The 24,115-nt window shown below is 38.5% G+C and carries 27 protein-coding genes and 1 riboswitch; of the genes, 24 read left to right on the top strand and 3 right to left on the bottom strand.

What is annotated here, in order from left to right; all coding sequences use genetic code 11:
* Positions 1-243 precede the first annotated feature (243 nt).
* The 10 genes from comGA to gcvPB all read left to right on the top strand — a co-directional run bounded on the left by comGA (position 244) and on the right by gcvPB (position 8,840).
* Positions 244-1,233, top strand: a complete 990-nt coding sequence (comGA, locus tag MHB51_RS04160) for a competence type IV pilus ATPase ComGA (protein ID WP_342559043.1) — start codon at positions 244-246, stop codon at positions 1,231-1,233.
* Entirely contained in the window at positions 1,214-2,284 is a 1,071-nt protein-coding gene (comGB, locus tag MHB51_RS04155; RefSeq protein ID WP_342559042.1) for a competence type IV pilus assembly protein ComGB, read from the top strand. Before comGA ends, comGB begins: the two co-directional genes overlap by 20 nt.
* Before the next feature lie 22 nt (positions 2,285-2,306).
* Positions 2,307-2,624 carry a competence type IV pilus major pilin ComGC gene (gene comGC, locus MHB51_RS04150; protein WP_066163714.1) on the top strand — a complete coding sequence of 106 codons (318 nt, stop codon included), beginning with the start codon at positions 2,307-2,309 and terminating at the stop codon, positions 2,622-2,624.
* A 98-nt stretch (positions 2,625-2,722) separates the two neighbouring features.
* Entirely contained in the window at positions 2,723-3,055 is a 333-nt protein-coding gene (locus tag MHB51_RS04145) for a hypothetical protein (protein ID WP_342559041.1), read from the top strand.
* A gap of 97 nt (positions 3,056-3,152) precedes the next feature.
* Positions 3,153-3,347, top strand: a complete 195-nt coding sequence (locus MHB51_RS04140; protein ID WP_342559040.1) for a hypothetical protein — start codon at positions 3,153-3,155, stop codon at positions 3,345-3,347.
* 32 nt (positions 3,348-3,379) lie between these two features.
* On the top strand, positions 3,380-3,775 hold the full coding sequence (locus tag MHB51_RS04135) for a hypothetical protein (RefSeq protein ID WP_066163708.1): 396 nt from the start codon (positions 3,380-3,382) through the stop codon (positions 3,773-3,775).
* A 200-nt stretch (positions 3,776-3,975) separates the two neighbouring features.
* Positions 3,976-4,509 (top strand): shikimate kinase, encoded by a 534-nt coding sequence (locus MHB51_RS04130; protein WP_066163704.1) that lies wholly within the window; start codon positions 3,976-3,978, stop codon positions 4,507-4,509.
* Between the two features lie 148 nt (positions 4,510-4,657).
* Positions 4,658-4,750, top strand: a riboswitch (glycine riboswitch).
* Between the two features lie 169 nt (positions 4,751-4,919).
* Entirely contained in the window at positions 4,920-6,020 is a 1,101-nt protein-coding gene (gene gcvT / locus MHB51_RS04125; protein WP_066163701.1) for a glycine cleavage system aminomethyltransferase GcvT, read from the top strand.
* Positions 6,021-6,040: 20 nt separating this feature from the next.
* A complete protein-coding gene (gcvPA, locus tag MHB51_RS04120; protein WP_342472592.1) occupies positions 6,041-7,387 on the top strand; it encodes an aminomethyl-transferring glycine dehydrogenase subunit GcvPA in 1,347 nt (448 codons plus the stop codon).
* On the top strand, positions 7,380-8,840 hold the full coding sequence (gcvPB, locus tag MHB51_RS04115; RefSeq protein ID WP_066163697.1) for an aminomethyl-transferring glycine dehydrogenase subunit GcvPB: 1,461 nt from the start codon (positions 7,380-7,382) through the stop codon (positions 8,838-8,840). The genes gcvPA and gcvPB overlap by 8 nt, the downstream gene beginning before the upstream one ends.
* Before the next feature lie 287 nt (positions 8,841-9,127).
* Here gcvPB and MHB51_RS04110 read toward each other — a convergent pair whose 3' ends face one another.
* Positions 9,128-9,511, bottom strand: a complete 384-nt coding sequence (locus tag MHB51_RS04110; protein WP_066163695.1) for a rhodanese-like domain-containing protein — start codon at positions 9,509-9,511, stop codon at positions 9,128-9,130.
* Positions 9,512-9,879: 368 nt separating this feature from the next.
* Between MHB51_RS04110 and MHB51_RS04105 the strand changes: the two genes are divergently transcribed.
* The 8 genes from MHB51_RS04105 to MHB51_RS04070 all read left to right on the top strand — a co-directional run bounded on the left by MHB51_RS04105 (position 9,880) and on the right by MHB51_RS04070 (position 17,799).
* The gene (locus MHB51_RS04105; RefSeq protein ID WP_342559464.1) at positions 9,880-10,983 is read left to right on the top strand and encodes a glycerol dehydrogenase; all 1,104 of its coding nucleotides are present in this window, start codon (positions 9,880-9,882) and stop codon (positions 10,981-10,983) included.
* A 567-nt stretch (positions 10,984-11,550) separates the two neighbouring features.
* Positions 11,551-12,456, top strand: coding sequence for a zinc ABC transporter substrate-binding protein (locus MHB51_RS04100; protein ID WP_342559039.1), 906 nt, complete (start codon positions 11,551-11,553; stop codon positions 12,454-12,456).
* Positions 12,457-12,465: 9 nt separating this feature from the next.
* Positions 12,466-13,194: a metal ABC transporter ATP-binding protein gene (locus tag MHB51_RS04095; protein ID WP_107942560.1), complete on the top strand. Its 729-nt coding sequence runs from the start codon at positions 12,466-12,468 to the stop codon at positions 13,192-13,194.
* Between the two features lie 11 nt (positions 13,195-13,205).
* The gene (locus MHB51_RS04090) at positions 13,206-14,075 is read left to right on the top strand and encodes a metal ABC transporter permease (RefSeq protein ID WP_107942561.1); all 870 of its coding nucleotides are present in this window, start codon (positions 13,206-13,208) and stop codon (positions 14,073-14,075) included.
* Positions 14,075-14,944, top strand: a complete 870-nt coding sequence (locus MHB51_RS04085; protein WP_342559463.1) for a metal ABC transporter permease — start codon at positions 14,075-14,077, stop codon at positions 14,942-14,944. The genes MHB51_RS04090 and MHB51_RS04085 overlap by 1 nt, the downstream gene beginning before the upstream one ends.
* A 234-nt stretch (positions 14,945-15,178) precedes the next feature.
* Positions 15,179-15,958 (top strand): biotin/lipoate A/B protein ligase family protein, encoded by a 780-nt coding sequence (locus MHB51_RS04080; protein WP_082798973.1) that lies wholly within the window; start codon positions 15,179-15,181, stop codon positions 15,956-15,958.
* A gap of 12 nt (positions 15,959-15,970) precedes the next feature.
* A complete protein-coding gene (locus MHB51_RS04075) occupies positions 15,971-16,342 on the top strand; it encodes a DUF4181 domain-containing protein (RefSeq protein ID WP_342559038.1) in 372 nt (123 codons plus the stop codon).
* Positions 16,343-16,911: 569 nt separating this feature from the next.
* Complete coding sequence (locus tag MHB51_RS04070; RefSeq protein ID WP_066163678.1) at positions 16,912-17,799, top strand: DMT family transporter; 888 nt, start codon at positions 16,912-16,914, stop codon at positions 17,797-17,799.
* Between the two features lie 65 nt (positions 17,800-17,864).
* Here the strand turns inward: MHB51_RS04070 and MHB51_RS04065 are convergent, their stop codons facing one another.
* On the bottom strand, positions 17,865-18,749 hold the full coding sequence (locus MHB51_RS04065) for a DUF1385 domain-containing protein (RefSeq protein ID WP_201261926.1): 885 nt from the start codon (positions 18,747-18,749) through the stop codon (positions 17,865-17,867).
* 172 nt (positions 18,750-18,921) lie between these two features.
* Between MHB51_RS04065 and MHB51_RS04060 the strand changes: the two genes are divergently transcribed.
* From MHB51_RS04060 to MHB51_RS04040, 5 genes are all read left to right on the top strand, one after another.
* Positions 18,922-19,371: a hypothetical protein gene (locus MHB51_RS04060; RefSeq protein WP_107942564.1), complete on the top strand. Its 450-nt coding sequence runs from the start codon at positions 18,922-18,924 to the stop codon at positions 19,369-19,371.
* A 32-nt stretch (positions 19,372-19,403) separates the two neighbouring features.
* The gene (gene aroQ / locus MHB51_RS04055; protein WP_066163672.1) at positions 19,404-19,832 is read left to right on the top strand and encodes a type II 3-dehydroquinate dehydratase; all 429 of its coding nucleotides are present in this window, start codon (positions 19,404-19,406) and stop codon (positions 19,830-19,832) included.
* A 17-nt stretch (positions 19,833-19,849) separates the two neighbouring features.
* A complete protein-coding gene (locus tag MHB51_RS04050) occupies positions 19,850-20,908 on the top strand; it encodes a Xaa-Pro peptidase family protein (protein ID WP_066163670.1) in 1,059 nt (352 codons plus the stop codon).
* A 17-nt stretch (positions 20,909-20,925) separates the two neighbouring features.
* Entirely contained in the window at positions 20,926-21,483 is a 558-nt protein-coding gene (gene efp, locus MHB51_RS04045) for an elongation factor P (RefSeq protein ID WP_066163668.1), read from the top strand.
* A gap of 108 nt (positions 21,484-21,591) precedes the next feature.
* The gene (locus tag MHB51_RS04040; protein WP_342559037.1) at positions 21,592-22,605 is read left to right on the top strand and encodes a nitronate monooxygenase; all 1,014 of its coding nucleotides are present in this window, start codon (positions 21,592-21,594) and stop codon (positions 22,603-22,605) included.
* A 405-nt stretch (positions 22,606-23,010) separates the two neighbouring features.
* On the opposite strand, the gene MHB51_RS04035 is transcribed toward MHB51_RS04040, so the two are convergent.
* Positions 23,011-23,172 (bottom strand): hypothetical protein, encoded by a 162-nt coding sequence (locus MHB51_RS04035; RefSeq protein ID WP_342559036.1) that lies wholly within the window; start codon positions 23,170-23,172, stop codon positions 23,011-23,013.
* Between the two features lie 732 nt (positions 23,173-23,904).
* Between MHB51_RS04035 and MHB51_RS04030 the strand changes: the two genes are divergently transcribed.
* Positions 23,905-24,114, top strand: coding sequence for a stage III sporulation protein AC (locus MHB51_RS04030; protein ID WP_066163666.1), 210 nt, complete (start codon positions 23,905-23,907; stop codon positions 24,112-24,114).
* Position 24,115 lies beyond the last annotated feature (1 nt).

Here is a 24,115-nt window from a genome sequence, read left to right as displayed (position 1 = left end):
TTCGATACAAAAATTTGCTCCTACAATAAACTATCACCATCCTCATCGCAAAAAATATAAAGAAGTTAAACCTTTAATAAAAAATAGCGAAATTTGAAATATTGCTATAAAAAAATAGGTCAAAAATTTATTTTGCTCAAACCGCTTTTCGAATGTATTTTCTCCTACTATAATTGCGCTAAGATAGCTAGTTAGTGAAAAATCGAAAGAGAGGTGTGTTGTATAGAAACAGAATCGATTGTTGTGAGAAAAAGTGAGCAATTGATAGAAGAAGCATTGGCATTTAGCGCATCCGATATTCATTTATCCCCAACAAATGACCGCTACAGCGTAGTATTTCGCAAATATGGCAAAATGCATGTAAAAGGTGAGTTACCTCAAGAAATAGCTACAAGAATTATTACGTACTATAAATTTTTATCTGCACTTGATATAAGTGAAAAGCGCAAACCTCAAAGTGGCGCATTTCAAAAAGAATTTGAACAAACCGTTTTTGCGTTTCGAATATCGACATTGCCTTCCGTGCTAGGGAAGGAGAGCTTAGTTATTCGTATTTTAAAACAGAATATGACATTACCACTTGCAGAGCTAAGCTATGACATAAAGATGGCTAGAAAAATTGAACAGCTTGTGCAAAATAGACAAGGGCTCCTGCTTTTTTGTGGTGCGACAGGAACAGGTAAATCGACATCTCTCTACTCTTTAATTCATTATTGCTGTACTGAGTTAAAACGTCATGTCATTTCATTGGAGGACCCAGTCGAGAAAAATCATGAACAAATTATCCAAATACAGGTGAATGAACGTGCAGGGGTAACCTATGCGGAAGGGTTGCGAGCAATTTTGCGGCACTCTCCAGATGTCATTATGATAGGTGAAATTCGCGATGCTGAAACAGCGGAAATTGCTATTCAAGCCGCACTTAGTGGTCATTTAGTATTATCCACTGTTCATGCTAAAAATACAGTTAACTGCCTATATCGGTTAATGGATTTAGGTGTATCGCTAGACGAATTGCGACAAGCTACGGTTGGCATTATCGCCCAAACGCTCGTTGAAACAAAAGTAGAGGATGGCCGCAAAGCAATTTTCGAGCTTTTAAGCGATGTTCATTTATACGAGGCATTTGTTGCTATTGCACATGGGGAGGCTTATTCACTCCACTATCATCACACGCTCGAACATCAAAGATACCAAGTGGAAGGGTCGCCCTATGCACGTTTCACGCATTAATCATCGCTTCATGCAATGTGCTATTCGTCCGAAATTTCAAGTGAAGCGGTTGCCTGAGCTAATCGAACGAATGAGTCAGCTACTTCAAGAAGGCTATACTTTTGCGGATTGTATTACAATGTTACTTCCTTATCATGTAAAGGATTGTGCGTACTGGCAAGAGCTAGTAGATGACTGTTTTCAAAAGGGGCAAAGTGTCACATTTATTTTGCGTCAATTAGGTGTAAAGTCACGGTTTTTAATAGCGATTCAGTTGGCAGAAGCGACAGGTCAGCTTGCAAATACCCTTCAAATTATTGCGCAACAAATGCGATTTCAAGAAAAAATGAAGCTACGTTTTACGAAAATATTATTATACCCCGCACTGCTCTTTACTTTTATCATTTCATTATTCATAGCATTTCGGCTCTATTTTTTGCCAACAATTGAACAAATGCTATACTCAAGAACAATAAAAACTGAAAATACTACAATACAATGGACAAGATTTTTTCTTCATGTCCCAGATTACATTATAATTAGTGCATTTTTCCTCATTGTAATAACGGTCATTGCCTCGATTTATATCCGTCACAAGAGAGTAGATTTACAATTGTATATATTATTAAAAATACCAATATTAAGCTATTTTTGGACCTTACTGATGACGAGGCGGTTTGCACGCTCATTAGGTGATTTATTAGTAAGTGGCATGTCATTACAGCAATCACTCCATTATTTGGAGCAACAAGACCTGCAACCACAGCTCAGCTATATTGCCAAATGTATTGGCGCACGAATCATTTATGGCGATAGTTTAGCACAAACTGTTTTATTAATTGGTTTTTTCTTACCTCGATTCGAGCAATTTATCGAGCATGGCGAAAAAAGTGGGCTGCTCGGTCGAGAGTTGTTAATTTACGCTGAATTGCTTGATCAAAAGCTAGAAAATATTATACACAATACAATGCAGCTTATTCAGCCGATATTATTTTTAATCATTGCTGCATGCATTATCGCCGCCTATTTAAGCATTTTATTGCCGATGTATAAAATGCTCGAAGTCATTTGATTACACTAGGAGGGATGAAAAATTGAAAAATGAAAAGGGCTTTACTTTAGTGGAAATGTTAGTTGTGCTGCTAATTGTTTCGATTCTTATTTTGGTAACTATACCAAATGTAACGAAGCATTTTGCGACCATTGATAGCAAGGGTTGTTCAGCTTATATGACGATGCTACAAGGGCAAGTTGAGGCGTATAAGATTGACCATATGACAACGCCAACTGTTACTGATTTGTTCAACGAGGAATACATCGAAAGTGAGGAGGCGAAATGTCCGAATGGCGAGCTTGTCACAATTAATGAGGAAGGGAAAGTAATACTTGTAGGAAATAGTGAGGAAGGATGAGACGAAATGAGGATGGTTTTACTTTTATAGAAATGTTACTCGTCTTAGCAATTATATCCTTGCTTAGCTTTTTAACGCTTACTTTTTCTCTTCGACAAATGAAGCTTGATATTTATGAAAAAACGATACAGCAGTTTGAGCTTGATTTGCTGGAAATGCAAGCATTGTCAATCAAAAATGGTTTGGCTACGAGGTGCTGGGTTAGGGAAGGAGAAGAATTACAATGCTTTCAACATTATGGTGAATTGCTTATTTCCCGCCACCTTCCAGAGGGGATTACTGCAAATATTTACACGACTAATACGCGAATTGAGTTTACTGGTTATGGAACAATTGTTAATTTTGGAAGAATAGAGTTTTTAATGGGAGAGAGGCGAATGATATTTTCAATTAATTTAGGAAAGGGGAGAATGCGTCTTCTTTCGCAATAATCAAGGATTTTCAGTTGTTGATAGTTTGTTTGGTTTAGTCATTATTTTTTGTTTAGCTAGCACGTTGTTGCCTATGTTAACTCATTTACAGGGAAATTTGGCTAATAAAAAAACAGAGCTCCATGCGAGTGAGGTTGCATTAAATGGCGCTCGTATTGTAAAGCTATACGGTATTACAAGTGGCGAAATGACCATTCAAAAAATACCTTATGCTTGGCATTATAGCGCTGGGGAAATATGTGTTGATTTTGATAATGTAAAGGGGCGTCGACAAAAATGTGTCGGCTTGTAAAGCATATATCCACTCAGAAGGGCTTTACTTTTATGGAGGCTATATTTCAGCTTGGTGCTTTGCTTTTATTCTCCAAGCTTTTATTGTTCATTATCATATATATGTCGCCTCTTTATAAACATAATGCTACACAGGAAGCTAGATGGGAAATGTTTATTGCAGATTTGCAAAATTACATTGTGGCAGCCGATGAAGTTCACATACGCAATGGAGGGGCAGAAATACAAGTTGTCCAGGGAAGTTTAAACCATTATATTAGCAAATCAAGTGAGACAATTCGTGTGCGCTTAAATTCAGGGAATGAAATTTTATTTGTAGGTGTTAGCTCTGTGCATTTTCAAAAAATAAATAGCTATCTTGTGCTAAATGCACAATTGATGGATGGCTCAAAAGAGGAGCGAATATTTATTGTTCCACCTGAAAAATGAACGAGGGGCATTGTTTCCGATAGCGATTATACTGCTATTTCTTATCGCAGGATTATGTATAACATATGCAGCAAATTATCAATCTAAGCTAAAAATTTATAATTCGTTGGAATTCGTCAATGTTCGTGCTACGATAAACATACTAACGAAAATTGGTGAATAGATTGAACTTGATTTTGATGTGATAAGAAGGTGAAGCAATGCGCAAAATTTATTTAGTGGGCTTTATGGGCTGTGGTAAAAGCGCAATAGGTCGAAGGTTAAGCTTTTATTTGAAAATGCCTTACTATGATATGGACAAAGAAATTGTCAGACAGCAGGGGATGACGATACCAGAAATCTTCGAGAAGTATGGGGAGGCACACTTTCGGCGGTTGGAAACTGAATTTTTAGAGAACTTCCGCGATGAAGCGTGCATTATTGCAACAGGTGGGGGCGTAGCTGTAAATGCGGAAAATCGTAAAATTATGCGTCGTACAGGCCTTGTGTTCTTCCTTGATGCAACCTTTGAAGATATATATATGCGCATAAAAAATGATAAAAATCGTCCGATTGTACAAAGTTCTACAAAGGAACAGCTGCATCAGCTATATTTAGAGCGTCGGAAATTTTACAGAGAAGTAGGGCATATACAAGTATTAACTGCTGGGAGAACACTTCGTCTCATTGTGGAATATATAGGATTTCAAGTAAATCGCTTAAAAGGCGAACGAAATAATTTATATGTTCAATAATGTTCGTGTCTGGTTATAAAATTAAAAAATGATTGCGTTTTTATCACATCTAATGTTAGGATATGGCTTAGATAGTGTCTATTCTTTCAAAAAGATATGACGAAGTAGTTTGTAGTTGACAATCTATTTTAAAACATCATTACTGCGGATGATTGTACGGGGAGAGAACGTGATGTGGCGTCGCCGAAGGAGCAAGTAGCTGAGCTATGAATCTCTCAGGCAAAAAGACTCGTACAGGACGCAACTCTGGAGAGTGCTTCTTATTTACCTAAGTAGCCACCAAAGGGGAAAGCCTATTATGTGAAATGATTCAATAATAGGTGTAACTTTCAGGTGCAAGGACAGAGAATTCCAAATACAAGGGATTCGTCTGTCTTTTTTGATGTAATTAATGTGAGGAGGAACGTGGAATGACAGAATTAAAACGCACACCGCTATTTGATGCATATGCACAATATGGTGGGAAAACAATCGACTTTGGTGGATGGGAATTACCAGTGCAATTTTCATCGATTAAAGACGAGCACGATGCGGTACGAAATCGCGCAGGTTTATTCGATGTATCGCATATGGGAGAGATTTTTGTAGAAGGTAACGATGCGCTTGCATTTTTGCAAAAAATCTTATCGAATGATATTTCCAAAATAGCAATTGGTGGTGCACAGTACAGTGCAATGTGCTATGAATCTGGCGGTGTTGTTGATGATTTATTAACGTATCGTTTATCTGAAAATAACTACTTACTATGCGTGAACGCTGCAAATATCGAAAAGGATTTCGAGTGGATGCTACAGCATGTAGAAGGTGATGTAACGATTGTAAATCGTTCAAGCGAGTTCGCACAAATTGCATTACAAGGACCTTTAGCAGAAGAAGTACTACAAACTTTAACAGCAACAGACCTAAAAGAAATTAAATATTTCAAATTCCAAGAAAATGTAGAAATTGCAGGACATCAAGTGCTTGTATCACGCAGTGGTTATACTGGTGAAGATGGTTTTGAGCTTTACGGCACACCTGAGGCAATTATTGCGCAATGGCATAAAATTCTAGAAGCTGGAAAAGAACAGGGTGTCGTGCCAGCGGGTCTTGGTGCACGTGATACACTTCGTTTTGAAGCTGGCTTGCCGCTTTATGGTCAAGAGCTATCAAAAGATATTTCTCCATTAGAGGCAGGGATTGGCTTTGCGGTAAAGCTTCAGAAAGAACCGAAATTTATCGGTCAAGAAGCGTTAATCGCACAAAAAGAAGCGGGGCTGACACGTAAATCTGTAGGTCTAGAGATGGTTGGCAAAGGTATTCCTCGACACGGTTATAAAGTGTTTAAAGATGGCGTAGAAATTGGTGAAGTAACAACAGGCACGCAATCGCCATTAACAAAACGTAATATTGGTGTCGCTTTATTAAATACAGCTTTTACTGAAGTAGGAACAGAAATTGAAATCGAAGTTCGCGGTAAGTTAGTGCCAGCAGTAATAGTGGCAACACCTTTTTATAAGCGATCAAAATAATAGTTGAAAAGAGGGTTCTCATGAAACATCGTTATTTACCAATGACGGAACAGGACAAACAAGAAATGTTAGCAACAATTGGCGTTGATTCAATTGATGCACTATTCTCAGATATTCCAGAGGAAGTTCGTTTCCAAGGGCAATATGACATTAAAGAAGCAAAATCAGAAGCAGCACTAATGAAAGAGCTTGCAGCATTAGCAGCGAAAAACAAGGATACAGCAGCAAACGTATCATTTTTAGGTGCGGGCGTTTATAACCACTACAAGCCTGTAATTGTTGACCATGTTATTTCTCGTTCAGAGTTTTACACTGCTTACACACCATATCAACCAGAAATTTCACAAGGTGAGCTACAAGCGATTTTTGAGTTCCAAACGATGATTGCAGAATTAACAGGCATGGATTTAGCGAACTCATCAATGTATGATGGCGGTACATCACTTGCTGAAGCAGGTATGCTAGCAGCGGGTCATACGCGTCGTAAAAAAATTCTTGTATCGGGTGCGATACATCCAGAATATAAAGATGTTGTGGCAACATACGCATACGGTCAATCAATCGAAATCGTTGCAGTGCCAACGAAGGATGGCGTAACGGATATTGAAGCACTAAAAGGCTTAGTGGATGATCAAACAGCGGCTGTAATGGTACAATATCCAAACTTCTTTGGTCAAATTGAAGATTTAAAAACAATTGGCGAAATTACGCATGAAGCAAAAGGTTTATTTATCGTATCAGCAAACCCATTAGCACTTGGGGTATTAACACCTCCAGGTAAGCTTGGTGCTGATATTGCAGTAGGTGATGCACAAGTATTCGGTATTGCAGAAGGCTTCGGCGGTCCTCACTGTGGTTATTTTGCAGTAACATCAAAATTAATGCGTAAAGTACCTGGTCGTTTAGTTGGTGAAACAGTTGACGAGCAAGGTCGCCGTGGTTATGTATTAACATTACAAGCGCGTGAACAGCATATCCGTCGTGATAAAGCGACATCAAATATTTGTTCGAACCAAGCATTACTAGCACTTGCAGCTTCTGTTGCAATGACGGCATTTGGTAAGCAAGGAATTCAGGAAGTGGCAAAGCAAAATATCGTTAAAACACGCTATGCAAAAAATGCTTTTGAAGCTGCTGGCTTTGAAGTTGCTTACCAAGGTGCACACTTCAATGAAATCGTTGTGAAAACGAAAAAATCTGTTACTGAAATTAATAAAGGCTTAATTGACAAAGGCATTATCGGTGGTTTTGATTTAGGTCGTGTATATCCTGAGCTAGAAAACCATGCGTTAATCGCTGTAACAGAGCTACGTACTAAAGAAGAAATTGACGCATTCGTTGCAGAGATGGGGGCTTACAATGCATAACGAAAACCAATCACTCATTTTTGAAATTACAAAACCTGGTCGTGTTGGCTATAACTTAGAGCCGCTTGATGTGCCAGAATACGATTTAGCAGACTTATTACCAGAAGGCTATGTGCGCGAAGAGGCTGCTGAGCTACCAGAAGTATCTGAATTAGATATTATGCGCCATTACACAGCCCTGTCTCGCCGTAACCATGGTGTAGACTCAGGCTTCTATCCACTCGGTTCATGTACAATGAAGTACAATCCAAAAATTAACGAAGCTGTAGCGCGTTTTAGCGGCTTCGCGAATGTGCACCCATTACAGGACGAATCAACGGTACAAGGTGCAATGGAGCTATTATATGATTTACAAACCTCTCTAGAAGAAATTACAGGTATGGATGAAGTAACATTACAACCAGCAGCAGGTGCGCACGGTGAGTGGACAGCGTTATTGATGATTCGCGCATTCCACGAGGCAAATGGTGAAGGTCACCGTAATAAAGTGATTGTTCCTGACTCAGCGCACGGTACTAACCCAGCATCTGCAACAGTTGCGGGCTTTGAAACAATTACAATTAAATCAGGTGAGGACGGTCTTGTGGACTTAGAGGATTTACGCCGTGTTGTAGGTCCTGATACAGCAGCATTAATGCTAACAAATCCAAATACACTTGGTTTATTCGAAGAAAACATCATTGAGATGGCAAAAATCATCCATGAAGTAGGCGGGAAAGTTTATTATGATGGTGCTAACTTAAACGCAGTTATGTCAAAAGCACGCCCTGGCGATATGGGCTTTGACTGCGTGCACTTAAACTTGCACAAAACATTCACAGGTCCACACGGTGGCGGTGGCCCAGGGTCGGGTCCAGTTGGGGTAAAAGCAGATTTAATTCCGTTCTTACCAAAGCCAGTCTTGGTGAAAAAAGAAGATGGTACATTCCACTTCGATTACAATCGTCCGCAATCAATCGGTCGCGTGAAGCCTTACTACGGTAACTTCGGTATTAATGTACGTGCATATACGTATATTCGTACAATGGGTCCAGACGGCTTAAAAGCCGTGACAGAATATGCGGTATTAAACGCTAACTATATGATGCGTCGCTTAGAAGAATTTTATGATTTACCGTATAACCGTCATTGTAAGCATGAATTCGTTTTATCTGGTCGCCGTCAAAAGAAACTTGGCGTACGTACGCTTGATATTGCGAAACGTTTACTTGACTTTGGCTATCACCCACCAACAGTATACTTCCCGCTTAATGTGGAAGAAGGTATTATGATTGAGCCAACTGAAACGGAATCAAAAGAAACATTGGATGCATTCTGTGATGTAATGATTGCAATTGCAAAAGAAGCAGAAGAAAATCCAACAATTGTACAAGAAGCACCACATACGACAGTTGTATCGCGCTTAGATGAAGCCCGCGCAGCTCGTACACCTGTGCTACGTTATACAAAATAATGGTAAGGGACGTCCCTAAAGCCGTGCAGTTGCCGGCTTTAGGGGCGTTTTTATATTAGTAGGCGGAAAGTACCGATTCGCTCATAAGATGGCTAAATTCGCTCATAAACCGAACGAATTCGCTCATAAATCATCTGAATCCGCTCATAAACTACTCAATTTGAATGCGTTGTCAAAATAAAACGTCGAAAAATGGTTTTGTTATTTTCTTCGGGGTGAACTCTTTAAAGAAACACAAACAATAGCGTCTAAAATGTCGGCAACCGCACGACATTTTAGACGCTATTTTATGCCTTTGATTTAATCTTGCCTGTCCAAGTTCTGAAGCCGCCTTGGAGCTGATAGATTTGATTAAAGCCGCGCTTTTTTAGCATGAGTGCTGCACGTGCGCTACGGCCTGTGTTTTGGCAGTATAAGTATACTGGTAAGTCTGGACGAATTTCTTTGTAGCGTGTGTTGAGCTGTGTTGATGGGATATTACGAGCGCCTAAAATATGTCCAGCATCAAACTCCTTTGCTTCACGCAAGTCGATTAATTGTGCTTTGCGGTAGCCTTGAATAAATTCATCCTGTGTTAAATTCGTTACCGCCTTTTTCAACCGCATTGAGCTAATTAAAATATATACAGCGATGACTGCAATAACGATAAGTAGTGTAATCAAAATTTTCACTGCGAGTAAACCCCTTTCTATTTCTAAAATATATTATAAAAGATTATAGATTAAATGTACAGCGAACGTTGATATAACAGGGTTTTTTATATGCTTTTTGCGGAGTTAAAATATTTTATTTTGATTTAGCAATTGCAGTGATAAGTAACCGCAAAATACAAAGTAATTCATCGAGAAGCTACTAAATCCTACCATTACACAAGATGATGATAATTTTTTTTATTGATAATTAAAGTTTTGAAATAAGAAGATATTCCATATTTTCCTAATAGACCTTCATTATGCATAAGTTGTCTAACTTTTCAGTAAATATTTTCGTGTTTAAAGTAAATAACTATGAAGAAATTCAATTGCAGAGGGGACTTATAATGTTTAAAAAGCCAAAATCCATTACATCACCTAAAAAATTTATAGTCGGTCAAAATTTATTGAAAACATTACCAAATTATACAAAGGTATATGGTGACCACGCTTATGTAATATGTGATGAGTTTATTCTTGAACGTGCCAAGGAAGAAGCTGGTAAGTCTTTTGAAAGTGAAGGCTATAAAAGTGAATTTGTAAAATTTAATTATGAAATTACGCAGGGAGAAATTGATAAACACCGTGAATTAGTCAAACAATCTGGAGCAAACGTAATTGTTGGTATCGGTGGCGGAAAAACATTAGACACAGCTAAAGCAACTGCTTATTATGAGCACTTACCTGTAGTAATTTTTCCGACCATTGCTTCAACTGATGCACCATGTACAGCCCTTGCAGTTATTTATAATTCTGATGGTTCATTCGACCGTTATTTGTTTTTACCATCAAATCCAGATGTTGTATTGGCGGATACTACGATATTAGCTGCGGCACCGACACGTTTTTTTGTAGCTGGGATTGGAGATGCCCTTGCTACTTATTTTGAAGCACGTGCATGTTACCATAAAAATGGTGATAATTTGGTGAATTTAAAACCAACTTTATCAGGGTTAGGAATTGCTAAAATGTGCTATGACACCATTATAGAATATGGTTTTCAAGCAAAAATCGCAGTTGATCAAGGTATATCCACACTAGCAGTTGAAAATATAATTGAAGCGACCATTTATTTAAGTGGTGTAGGCGCTGAAGCTGGTGGCTTAGCTGCTGCCCATGCTATTCATAATGGAATGACTGCTGTTCCATCACTTCATGGTGCACAACATGGTGAAAAAGTAGTATTTGGTGTTTTAACACAGCTTGTCTTAGAAAGTGCACCAAAAGAGGAAATTGAAGATGTAATTCAATTTATTAAAGGGATTGGTTTACCATTAACTTTAAATGATCTTGGTCTGGATGAATTCCGAGAAGAGGAGTGGAGAAAAGTGGCTGAAACTGCCTGTGCCGAAGGAGATACCATGAAAAATATGCCACATCCAGTTACTCCTGATGATGTGTATCAAGCAATTATTGCTGCAAATGCATTAGCAGAGCATTATCAAAATTAGTATCCTTTATATAGCGTTATATATACACAAGCAACCGCAGAAATGTGGTTGCTTTTTATCGTTATTTAGCGGAATTTTCTCCTTTATGAAATTAATAAAAAGCGTATTTATTTTGCTAGCTATTGAGAGGATTTTTTAATGAATTGTTTCGTAGAATACTTGGCACAAAAATTTTTTTAATATTTTAGCTTGCAATTTCTTTCGTTATAGCATATATTTTTCCTTAGGGAAACATATTAGCTCTGCCGAAAGATAGTGGTCATTGCGAAAAATATTCTAATGATTGCTTATGTATTTATAACAAAATTAGTAAGAATCGCGATATTACTTGCTGTTATATAGATAAGCTAATGCTATATGCTTCGGAAAATTTAACTTCTTTCAGTTGGTGTCCAAACACCCGCTGATAAAGAAGAGCACAGTCTAAGAGTGCCACTACACGCGCACAATGGTTGAGTGACCAACATCGTGTTGCCCCAAGCTCCGGTGGATGTCACAGGGCGTGACAGTTTTAGGCTAATTTCCGCTGGGGCAAAATTGATAAATAGAAAGGGAGTTTAGTTGATAATGAAACGGTTTTTAGCAGTTATGGGATTAATTTTATTGTTAGCCGCATGTAGTGATGGAGGAGAGGAAAGAGAAGGAAATGTTGTGGCGACTACAGGACAAATTGGGGATGCGATTAAAATAATAGGTGGGGAGCATTTACAAGTGACGACATTAATGGGGCCGGGTGTAGACCCCCATTTATACAAAGCAACGCAAAGTGATTTAACAAAGCTAGATAGAGCAGAAGTGATTTTTTATAACGGCTTATATTTAGAAGGGCAGATGCAGGATATTTTTAATCAAATGGCTGAGGAAAAAACGGTATTGGCAGTAGGTGAGCAGCTAGATAAAGGTGCATTATTAGCTGATGATGAGGATGCTACATTACATGACCCGCATATTTGGTTTGATATTGATTTATGGAAAGAGGTCGTAGCTGCGATTGGAGCTACATTAGTTGGGGAGTATCCCGAGTACAAGGATGATTTTGAAGCAAATGAAGCGGCATACTTGGCGCAATTAGATGAATTAAAGGAATATGTGACTAGTCGTGTGGAGGAAATTCCAGCACAACAAAGAATCTTAGTTACTGCTCATGATGCCTTTAATTATTTTGGTGAAAGCTTAGGCTTTGATGTAAGAGGGTTGCAAGGCTTGAGCACAGATTCGGAATATGGGGTAAAGGATGTGCAAAATATGGTTGATTATTTAGTAGAAAATAATATTAAAGCTATTTTCATAGAGTCTAGCGTATCGGATAAGGCAATGAAGGCAGTTATTGAAGGTGCAAAGGAGAAAGGGCATGCTGTCATTATTGGTGGCGAATTATTCTCGGATGCAATGGGTGCTGAAGGAACGGAAGAGGGCACGTATTTAGGTATGTATAAATATAATGTCGACACAATTGTCGATTCATTGAAGTAGGTGGAGTAGATGGAAGCTTTAACTGTTGAAAATTTATCGGTTGCTTATGATAAAAAAAAGGTGCTTGAAAATGTCAATGTGTCAGTACCAACTGGGCATTTAGCTGCGATTATTGGACCAAATGGCGCTGGCAAATCGACTTTTTTAAAAGCGATATTGAACCAGCTGCCAAATAAAATTGGCAAGGTGGAGATTTTAGGAAAGTCCTTTTCGCCGAAGAGCTTAGTTGTTGGCTATGTACCCCAACGCAATGCTGTGGATTGGGATTTTCCAACGACAGCGATTGATGTAGTGTTAATGGGGCGCTACGGACACCGTGGGTTATTTAAGCGCCCAACAAAGCATGATAGAGTGCTTGCCATGCAGGCGTTAACGAGTGTTGGAATGCAGGATTTTGCAGAGCGCTCAATCGGTCAGCTATCAGGAGGACAACAACAGCGTGTGTTCTTAGCTAGGGCATTAGCGCAAAATGCAGAGATTTATTTTTTAGATGAGCCGTTTGCAGGGGTTGATGCCGCAACGGAAAAAACAATTATTGAGATTTTAAAAAATTTAAAGGCACAAGGAAAAAGTATTTTTGTTGTTCATCATGATTTGCAAACTGTAACAGAGTATTTTGATTACACTATTTTATTAAATAAAACAATTTTAGCTGCGGGAAAAACAGATGAAATATTTACGAGAGAGAAGCTACAGCAAACGTATGGTGGCAAATTATTAATGATGGAAGCGATGTAAGGAGGGGTAAAATGCTAGCAGGAAATTTACTTTGGGTTTTAATTGGAACATCGCTTCTTGGTATAGCAGCAGGTATTACAGGAACGTTTTCCTTTCTACAAAAGCAAAGCCTAGTCGGTGATGCTGCCGCACATGCTACATTACCGGGAATAGCTATCGCCTTTTTATTGACAGGACAAAAGGAGCTACCTGTTTTAATGCTTGGTGCAGCCATTACCTCAGCTCTTTCGATTTACTGCATCCAATGGATTGTCACATATTCCAAGCTTAAGGCAGATGCGGCAATTGGGCTAGTGCTTGCTGTGTTTTTTGGCGTAGGCATTGTACTATTAACAATTGTCAATCGCAGCCCGCTCGGTAATCAAAGTGGCCTAAATGATTTTATTTTTGGCAAAGCAGCAGCGATGACAAAATCGGATTTAACTTGGTTATTTATGAGTGCGATAATTATTATAGCAGTGAGCCTTTTCATGTATAAGGAGTGGAAGCTTATTATTTTTGACCCAGTCTATGCAAAGGGAATTGGTTTACCAGTAGAAGCATTGAAAGCTTGTTTAACAGCACTTATTGTGATGACGATTGTCACAGGGATTCAGGCGGTCGGTGTAATTTTAATGTCAGCATTGCTTATAATTCCAGCAGCAAGTGCTAAGTTGTGGATGAAAAGGCTTCATACAATGCTATTGTTTAGTGGTATTGCTGGAGGCTTGGCAGGTATTGTAGGTACATTTATTAGCTCACTACGTGTGGGGTTATCGACAGGGCCAATTATCGTTTTATGTGCTGCGAGCATCTTTTTCATTTCCTATTTATTTAGCCCAAAGTCTGGACAGCTAAGTAAATATAGAAGAAAAAACAAATTTCAGCAAGGTGAAGTATGATGATTGAATTTTGGGTTATTTTAACAGGTGTTTTAGTTGGAGCTACGTGTGGCATTGCAGGTGTCTTTTTAATTCTTCGTAAAATGTCGATGATTGCAGATGCAATTAGTCATACAGTATTATTCGGAATAGTAATGGCCTTTATCATTACACAATCATTAAACGGCTTGTGGATGTTAATTGGTGCAGCAATCGCAGGGATTTTGACTGCTTATTTAGTGCAGTTACTGCAATCCTCTGGCATTCAAGAGGATGCGGCAATTGGTGTGACGTTTACGACTTTATTTGCCCTAGGCGTTTTACTTATTACATTATTTGCAGGTAATGTTCATTTAGATGTAGAGCATGTATTAATGGGCGAAATTTCCTTTGTTCCATGGGATAAATGGACAATTTTATCCATCACAATGCCAAAAGCTGTTTGGATGCTGCTGCTTGTCCTAGTAATTAATGTGGCATTTCTTATGTTATTTTATAAAGAAATGAAGCTTTCAACATTTGATTATGTTTATGCGGCGACAATCGGCTTGCCGGTAATTTTATTGCATTATGCTTTTATGACAACAATTTCCTTAACAACAGTTGCTGCATTTGATAGCGTTGGAGCGATTTTAGTTGTAGCAATGTTAATTGGCCCTGCTGCAACTGCGTATTTAATTAGTAAATCGATTAAGGAAATGTTTGTCTGGAGTGTGAGCTTTGGTGTTGTTTCAGCCCTTGTTGGCTACTATGCAGCAAAATGGCTCGATACATCCATCGCAGGGATGATGGCTAGCGTTGTCGGAATATTTTTTATTGTGATATTTATAGTGGATAAATGTCAGCAGCGCTTAAATAAAAAAGCAGTTGCAAATAAAAGGTCTTTTTAGAAATCGGAGGCTGCTTTTGATGCTAGTATTATAATGCTTCAAAAAAGCAATCGCTGTCTAGAAAGTGGTGCGTTAGCCACTTTTCAGGCAGCGCTTTTTTATATTTTTAAACAAATTGTTTACTCATAGTCTATTATCTATGGTAATTTAGAAGAGGAAAGTTTCGTCAAGGAGATGACAGCAGTGGAAAAGTGGTATTTTATTAATTCAGGACCTTGTTCGCCATCCTTTAATATGGCTTTGGATGAGGCATTACTTGATTGGCATAGCGAGGGAAGCATCCCGCCGGTAATTCGCTTTTACGAATGGAACCCAGCGACATTGTCGATTGGCTATTTCCAGCAGGCAGAGCGCGATATTGATTTGGAAGCTGTAAGGCGCCAAAATTTAGGATTTGTACGTCGGCCTACTGGCGGACGAGCAGTGCTTCATGACCAAGAGCTTACGTATTCAATTATTGTGACAGAGGAATACCCAAATATGCCGAAAACGGTAACAGAGGCTTATCGTGTATTAAGTGAGGGTATTTTATTAGGCTTTAAAAATTTAGGGTTGAATGCCTATTTTAGCGTACCAGATACAGAGGAAAAGCAAGAGGATTTAAAGAAGCCTAGAAGTGCCGTATGCTTTGATGCACCTAGTTGGTATGAGCTCGTAGTAGAGGGCAAAAAAGTAGCAGGTAGTGCGCAAACACGTCAAAAGGGTGTTATTTTACAGCATGGAGCCATTTTACTAGAGCTAGATGAGGAAAAGCTATTATCTGTTTTTAAGTTTTCTTCTGACAAAGTGAGGCAAAAAATGCGTGAAAAACTGCCTGAAAAAGCTGTAGCGATGAATCGATTTGTAGACACGCCATTTACAATTCCGCAATGTGTTGAAGCATTTAAGGCAGGCTTTGAAACGTCGCTACAAATTGAACTCGTTCCTCATACATTAACAGAGGAGCAGTTAGCTTATGTGAAGGAGCTAGAAGCAAAGAAATACGCCAATGATGAGTGGAATTTTAGAAAATAATGGAGTGTGCGTATGGAGTATTTAGCTATTTTTATAATTGTTATCCTTTATCAATGGCTGTTCATCCCGATTTTAAAGCGAAAAATAGGTTATATTCGCACCCAAGACACACTGTTTTATCAATATAAAACAAAATGGCAGCTCCCGTTTGAATTAGCTATTATTGCACTTGTTGTGCTATGTATCCTATTATTTACGCCGAAGCTTGCGCTGTGGTCTGTTGTCTTTGTGCCAATTGGCTTTGTCGTGATTTTCGTGGTGCGCGGCATGTTAGAGAAGAAATATGCTGCTGATTTACGCCACCATATTATTTCATTTGTTCAAGCATTAGCGATTATGATTGCGTTTACAAGCATTTTTATTTATAGCATGTTGATGAAGTGAGAGCTGTCCATAGTAAATGTTTGCTAAAAGTATGTGCTAAGGGCGCGTCCCAAAAACGGTAATTCTTCAAAAAGCTAATTTCTTAATAACAAGAGGGTTCTTTGAAAAAGTGAGAAATACTGCGTTTAGCAGATTTTCGTCCGAATATAAATAAATGGGTGGAGTTGGCGTTTTCATTGCATCGTAAGCAGGGTCACCTCGGCATAGGATAAAAGTCGAACCTCTTCCCGGCGCAGTGAAAAATTAGCTTTACGCTCAATATAAATTCAAAAGAAAGCTGCTAAACTAGGTGTTTATCGTATACGCAAAGACATGTTCCTCTATTTTATCTAGAGATTCCTTTGATGAAACATCACCGAAAGCGTCCCAAAGGCAGAAGATGTACTGCTTTTGGGACGCCCTTTCTTTTGTAGTAGTAATCTAGGATTGCTAACAGAGCTACCAAACGTATTACTACAAGAGAAAGGCGGTTTTTTTCGATGAATTATCGAAAAATTTACTTAATTTGTGGGGAAAGCGCAGTGATTTCTCCTTTTTCTGCTATTATGGAACAGTGAGGAGGAACGGAAGTGAAAAAGTATATTGGAGATGCCATGATGCTCACAACAGCAATTGTTTGGGGGAGTGGCTTCGTTGTAACAGCGATTGCATTAAAATATTTAACTGCCTACCAAGTAATGGCAGGGCGTTTTATATTGGCGGCACTTATTTTGTTATTATTATTTGGTTATAAATTGAAGGGGCTACGTTGGTCAGTTGTTTGGAAAGGAGCGGTATTAGGGACAATTTTATATGTTGCTTTTGCTTTTCAAACAGTAGGATTAGAATATACAACCGCATCGAAAAATGCCTTTTTAACAGCAGTAAATGTTGTTATTGTGCCTTTAATTGCATTTGTTTTCTATAAAAGAAAAATTGATGGCTATGAGATGTTTGGTTCAGTTTTCGCTTTAGTGGGGATTGGCTTATTGTCGCTGCAAGGCTCTTTAATGATGAATATAGGGGATATATTAACACTAATTTGTGCTGTAGGCTTTGCGTTTGATATTTTTTATACGAATTATTTTGTGCAAAAAGAGGATGCACTCCTTTTGACGATTGTGCAGTTTGTGACAGCGGCAGCTATTGGTACATTTGTGGTGATTGTGCAAGGAGATATCCCAACGACAATCGCAAAAGAGGGGATTTATTCTATTATTTATTTAGCCGTTTTCTCAACGACGCTTGCTTATGTCTTTCAAAATGTTGCGCATAAATATACGACCGCAACGAAGGCGGCCATTATTTTATCAACGGAAGCTTTATTTGGTACATTGTTTTCCATCTTATTTTTACATGAAATATTGACGTTTAAAATGACGATGGGTGCATTATTAATTATGGTAGCGATTTTAATCGCGGAGCTGAAGCCAGCCTATTTCAAAAAGAGGATGATGGACAAGCTACAGCGACGGTGATGCGTTTTTACATAATAATGAGAAGAAGGGGGCTGTCCGATTTTTGGACAAGCCCCCCTTTTCACTTAATCATGATGCAAAGTTGCAGCCATCTCTGGGTTCTGCTCTACTTCATGTAATTTTTTAAATGAAGCAATAGCTACTTCGACTTGGTCGTCCTTCGGCTCCTTTGTTGTTAAAAGCTGTAGCCAAAGGCCTGGATAGCCTAAAAAGCGTAATACAGGCACACCTCGTAAAGCATTTGTCGCCTGTAGCACTTCGAAGGAAATACCTAATACGACAGGAATTAATAAAATACGGTTGACGATGCGTAGCCATAGTGGGTCTGTTGGTACGAAAAAGTAGACGAACATGCCGACAATGACCGTAAATAAAATAAAGCTAGAGCCGCATCGATAATGCAGACGTGATTGCTTTTGTACATTTTCTACTGTTAGCTCTAAGCCAGCTTCATGACAATTAATCACCTTATGTTCAGCACCGTGATATTGGAATACGCGTTTAATAATCGGTGTCATCGCAATAAGCTGTAAATAGCTCAGTAATAAAATAAGCTTAATTGCTGTTTCTAAAAAGATTTGCCCTGTTTTATTCGGCACCCAAACGGTAAAGAAGTCAGCTAAAATCGCTGGCAGTAATGTGAAAACTAGTTTTCCAAATAAGAATGACAGTACTCCAACAACTGCTACGCCTAAAATCATTTGTAGCTTTGATGGCTCCTCGCTATTTTCCTCTTCCTCTCCGGGCGTTACATCGTAGCGCTCGCTTGCAAATTGTAAATGGCGTGAGCCGAAGCCAGCCGATTCAATTAATGCAACAACACCTCGCACGAAAGGAATCTTCTTTAATTTTTGATACAACGGTTTTTTCTTTTTTTCTACATGAAAATAATCAATCGACTGATCATTGCGGCGTATCGCAGTAATCATATGCTCTTTTCCAGCGAACATAACGCCTTCTAATAGCGCCTGTCCACCATATACGGGTACTTCCTTGCTCACTATGTACACCACTCTCTTAAATAGATTCTAAATTATTGTACTAAATTTTTTCGTAAACGACTACGAAAATGCATACGGCTTATGAATTTTGGTGAAAATACAAAGAAAGGGAGGCATTTCTATGTTATTGGCGATGATTACAAGTATTGTCGGTGCAATTGGTTTTTCGTGCATGTTAAAGTTTTTACATTATTTTAATTTCATTTCTTGGCATCCAATCGGCTTTGTGAAAAAGTGGGAGCTAGCAATCGCACCGTTTACCGCATGGTTTTTGCTAGGGCTATCACTATTTATTTTATTTTTCATTATCTATATTTTACTTCAATATGCTTGGCGTGTACCAGCATTTTTCACTTCTTTAGTTATCGGGCTAGCATTTGCCTTTTTAGCAGAATGGATTATCTATGATTTACCAGCGGAAAAAGCATCCTTTAAAAAATTATCGATTCCATTTATTGTTATAACGATAGCGACATGTCGCTTTGTCATCGAAACAGCACAATTTCATTATTATAATAGAAAATTCGCCTATCGAAATAAGTTGATGTATAAAAACACTATGATAAAATAAAATTATGTCATCAATTAAAGGGGGGATATAGAGTGAAATTGCTCGTATTAAATGGACCAAATTTGAATCGTCTAGGCAAGCGCGAGCCTGAGATTTACGGAACGGAAACTTTAGCTGATATTGAGGCAAGATTGCAGTCACTGGCGGCAAGCTTTCAATGTGAAATTGATTTTCGTCAATCCAATCATGAAGGGCAGTTGATTGATTGGATTCATGAGGCTGAAGATTATAAAATGGCGGGCATTGTTTTCAACCCGGGAGCTTATACACATACAAGTGTTGCTTTACGCGATGCAATTGCATCTGTTAGTGTCCCTGTCATTGAAGTACATATTTCAAACATTCATAAGCGTGAGCCATTCCGCCATCATTCGATGCTAGCAGCTGAATGTGTCGGCCAAATTTGCGGTCTTGGCACAATCGGCTATGATTTAGCTGTACGCAAATTTTTACAACAATAAAAAAGGAGAATAACTTTATGAAATTAACAAAATTACGTCAAGCATTAATCGACGAAAAAATCGATGCCTTATTAATTACAAATGGCTATAACCGCCGCTATATGACAGGCTTTACGGGTACTGCAGGTGTAGCAATCGTGTCAAAAGACGATGCGGTATTTATAACGGATTTCCGTTATACTGAGCAAGCAGCAGAGCAAGTGAAAGATTTCCGCATTGTTCAACATAGTGGCTTAATTGTTGATGAAGTGGCGAATCAGGCTGCACTAATGGGCGTTCAAACGATTGGATTTGAAAAAGAGGCGCTTACATATAGCGCATACGCACAGTACAAAAATGCAATTAAAGCAGAATTTGTACCAACTGCGGGTTTAATTGAAAAAATTCGCTTGATTAAGACAGAGCAAGAGATTAATATTATTAAGGCTGCATGTGAAATTGCAGATCATGCATTTACACATATTTTAGGCTATATTGAGCCGGGGAAAACAGAGCTTGATGTGTCGAATGAGCTTGAATTTTTCATGCGTAAGCAAGGTGCGACAAGCTCGTCATTTGATATTATCGTAGCAAGTGGTGTGCGCTCCGCATTGCCACATGGTGTTGCGACAAACAAAGTAATCGAAAAGGGCGATTTTGTCACACTTGACTTCGGTGCACTATACAATGGCTATATTTCTGATATTACACGTACAATCGCAGTAGGGCAGCCATCCGAAAAGCTTGTAGAAATGTATAATGTCGTATTAGAATCACAGCTACTTGCTTTAGAAAAAGTAGGACCAGGTATGACAGGTATCGAGGCGGATGCAGTAGCACGCGATTATTTAACAGCAAAGGGCTACGGTGAGGCATTTGGTCATTCCACAGGGCATGGAATCGGTTTAGAAGTGCATGAGGGGCCGGGGCTATCGTTCCGTTCAGAAACAGTGTTAGAGCCGGGAATGGCTGTTACAATTGAGCCAGGTGTCTATTTACCTGGAATTGGTGGCGTACGTATCGAGGACGATATACTAATTACGGCAACAGGTAATGAAAAATTAACTCATTCTACAAAAGATTTAATTATTTTATAATTTGGAGGAAAATGAAGATGATTTCAGTAAACGATTTTCGCACAGGCCTAACAATTATCGTTGATGGCCAATTATACCGTGTTCTGGATTTCCAACACGTAAAGCCAGGTAAAGGTGCTGCATTTGTGCGTTCAAAACTACGTAACCTTCGTAACGGTAACGTCAACGAGAAAACGTTCCGCGCGGGTGAAAAAGTGGAGAAAGCGATGATTGATAATCGCAAAATGCAATATTTATATGCGCAAGGGGATGCTCATGTATTTATGGATATGGAATCATATGAGCAAACTGAATTAGCAGCAACGCAAATTGAGGATGAGTTATTCTATTTATTAGAAAATATGGAAGTTCACATTCAATCATACCAAGGCGAAATGCTAGGGATTGAATTACCGAATACTGTTGTATTAGAAGTTGCTGAAACAGAGCCTGGTATTAAAGGCGATACAGCTTCAGGTGGCTCAAAGCCAGCTAAAATGGAGACAGGTTTAATGGTAAACGTACCATTTTTTGTTAATGCTGGTGATAAATTAATTATCAACACAACTGATGGCTCGTATGTTTCACGTGCATAATGAGTGAAATAGCAGGCTGGTTTGTAGGCGTTAAGCTTACGAGCCAGCTTTTTTCTATAGTAACAATAAGTCAAAAGTATTACAATAAGATGGAAGGAGTGATGAGAAATGTTACAGCAATTTCAAATTAATAAACCAATTATTCAAGCACCAATGGCTGGTGTAACAACGCCGCAGCTTGTAATCGCTAGCTGTGAGGCAGGCATATTAGGCTCGATTGGTGCAGGCTATTTAGATGGTGCTGCAACAAGAGAATTTATTCAAGCTGTAAAAAAGGGGACTAATAAGCCTTTCGCTGTAAATTTATTTGTACAAGAAGAGCCGAAAATAGATGTTGCGGTGTTACAGGAGGCACGTGTAGCATTGCAGCCAATATATGATGAACTAAATATTGCCCCTGTACAAACAGTTATTTCGAAGGATGTGTACTCAGAGCAATTGCAAGTTGTCATTGATGAACAAGTGCCGATTTGTTCATTTACATTCGGTATCCCGAGCGCTACGGATATTGAGCGTTTAAAGGCAGCGAATATTTACATAATTGGTACGGCAACTACGCTACAGGAGGCGCAGGCTGTGGAAGCGGCTGGATTTGATGCAGTCGTACTACAGGGCAGCGAGGCTGGCGGTCACCGTGGTACATTTACAGAGCCTTTAGAATTAATCAGCATAGACGATTTATTAGCACAAGTAATCGGTCAAGTGACAATTCCTGTTATTTTAGCAGGCGGCATCGCCACGGCAAGACAGGTGAAGGAAGCTTTAGCACAGGGTGCAACAGCGGTGCAAGTGGGGACAGCATTTTTAGTCGCTGTTGAAAGTGAAGTATCTTCATTGTATAAGCAAGCCATTTTACAGTCAGAAGGTGGCGCGACGACATTGACGAAAGCATTTACAGGCAAATATGCGCGCGGCTTAAAAAACGACTTCACAGAGCGTTTAAAGGATGCGATTGTTGCACCATATCCTATACAGCATCATTTAACGACGGCTATTCGCAAAGAAAGTACAGCACAAGGTCGCCCCGAATTTTTATCGTTATGGATGGGCGCAAACGGCCATCTAGCGAAAGAAGCAACGGTTGCGGATATTGTGGAGGAGTTGTTGCGGGAAGTCAATTAAATAAAGGGAGCAATGATTAAGAGTACAATAATACTACAAATCAATGACGTGCTGACAAGCTTAGGTAGTTCTTTTCGCTGTGCCCCATGATAAAAGCCCGAAAATTGCCATTTGTTTCTGTAAAGAACAAATAATAACAGGAGTAGGCTAACGCTAACGCATACATTTCCTATATTGCTTAAAGATAGGCTCAATGATGAATAAATTTTATTTAATAAATAGCTGGAGACTACACCAAACACGATAAAAATAGCGATGATTCTAACTAATTCTAGTAATATGCGCATATAAAGACTCCTTTCATGAAGAGAACTAATATATTAACGTAAGTTTAAGCTATTATAACAAATGAATAATAAAGGTAAGCTAGAGGCTGCTCATTATGAGTGGCCTCTATTTATTATGTTATTGAAGGGTCTGTGATACAGAAATTCCTTGAGCTTCTGATTTTGCAGTCCCAATAAATATACCATAAGCTGTTACACCAAAGTAATCGTCTTTATGTTGGACGCTAGAGCTTTTTCCAGACTTTGTTTTAGTAAATGTTTTATCATAAGATTTAATCAAAAACCCACCAGTACCTAATCCGTAACCGATATGTTGAAGTTCAGCCGTTGTATCCCCGCTATATTTACTTACAGCATAAACTGTACAATCATATTTATTACTTATAGGAGAACCCCAAAAATTATATGTGCATGAGCCAGTTACTTTTAATCCTGAATTTTCGTAATTAAATGATTTAGTTCCACTAACTAGCCCAAAAGGTTGTATAACATTTGTATTCTGAGTTTTATCGCCATATGTTTTAATAAATTCAGAATCTTCTATATTAAGTGTTTCACCGACCTCATACCGATTAGCAATATCAATTAAATGATTTTGTATTTCCTCTTTACTTAAGTTATTCGAATCTGAGAGAATCGATGCTTCAGTATTATTACTGAATACTAGAGTAAAGAATAAAATTAGAAAGCAATTAAGATAAAATTTAGTTTTTTCAAAATGAAAAACTTCCTGATATGTTTTGAAGCACTAGAGGATATAGTGAATTAAAATTCCTATTTTATCAATCTTACAATAAATTACATAGGAAAAGCTTATAATATATTCCTCTTTTGCATCATGTATATTCCTTAAAATATTTTATTGTTCCCTCGAGGTAACTTAATCCTAACACGCAATTGACTATATCGGTATACATCATGTAGATGGAAGTAGTATCACTCAATTTCACTGACTTGTAGTTCTATCACACTTTTCATCCACATATAATGCGGTACGTAAGGAGGCTAGGCTTTGGAGCTTCAAGATGTACTTCGTGTTGCAGGGGTAGGGCTTGTGATTGCCTTGCTGCATGTATTTTTTGAGCAGACAGGAAAAAAGGAGTTTTCATTTTTTCTATTTTTTATTGCTTATTTGTATATGACAGCAGAGCTCATTCGTTTTTTACGTTTGTTTTTCAATGAAATACTTATTTTCTTTCAATGGCTTACTTCTTCGGGGTGAC

The sequence above is a fragment of the Metasolibacillus sp. FSL K6-0083 genome, from assembly GCF_038630865.1.
GTDB lineage: Bacteria > Bacillota > Bacilli > Bacillales_A > Planococcaceae > Metasolibacillus > Metasolibacillus fluoroglycofenilyticus.
Note: the sequence above shows the minus strand (reverse complement) of the source record. Positions and strands in the feature narration are given on the sequence as shown.